The sequence below is a fragment of the Escherichia sp. Lx600-2 genome (assembly GCF_036662595.1).
GTDB classification, from domain to species: Bacteria; Pseudomonadota; Gammaproteobacteria; order Enterobacterales; family Enterobacteriaceae; genus Escherichia; species Escherichia coli.
Map to the genome: position 1 here is coordinate 1 of NZ_JAYQWM010000247.1, position 767 is coordinate 767.

Genomic DNA, 767 nt, shown 5'->3' on the forward strand with positions numbered 1-767 from the left:
GTATTTTTAGGATCATTCTATGTTGATAGGATCTTAAGCTTTTCTTCATTTCCATCAATCCTCCTTATCACAACGTTATTTCGTTTGGCGCTGGCGATCAGTACCAGTCGACTTATACTTCTTGAGGCGGATGCTGGAGAAATTATAACGAGTTTTGGTGAGTTCGTTATTGGAGATAGCCTGGTAGTTGGTTTTGTTATTTTCTCCATTGTTACTATTGTTCAGTTTATCGTGATTACTAAAGGTTCGGAACGTGTGGCTGAAGTTGCTGCCCGCTTTTCGCTTGACGGTATGCCAGGTAAACAAATGAGCATTGATGCCGATCTACGCGCCGGGATCATTGATGCAGATTTAGCAAAAGAACGTCGTAGCGTATTAGAACGAGAGAGCCAGTTGTATGGTTCCTTTGATGGTGCGATGAAATTTATCAAAGGTGATGCTATTGCAAACATTATTATTATCTTTGTTAATATTATCGGTGGGCTATCAGTAGGAGTAGGCCAAAATGGAATGGATTTCTCAACAGCGTTGACTGTCTACACAATTCTTACTGTCGGTGATGGTCTTGTTTCTCAAATTCCAGCTTTATTAATTGCTATTAGCGCAGGATTTATCGTTACGCGCGTAAATGGCGATAGTGATAATATGGGGCAAAATATAATGTCCCAGTTATTAAGTAATTCTTTTGTCATTATTGTGACATGTGTCCTCGCGCTAAGTATTGGGTTACTTCCAGGTTTTCCCCTTCTTGTGTTTTTATGTTTGGC

Annotated in this window: 1 protein-coding gene; it reads left to right on the forward strand. The window is 39.9% G+C overall.

Translation table 11 applies throughout. The annotated features are described in order from the left end of the window. Positions 1 to 767, forward strand: a 767-nt coding sequence (locus OQV04_RS24810) for an FHIPEP family type III secretion protein (RefSeq protein WP_332643254.1), incomplete at both ends; no start/stop codon positions are given.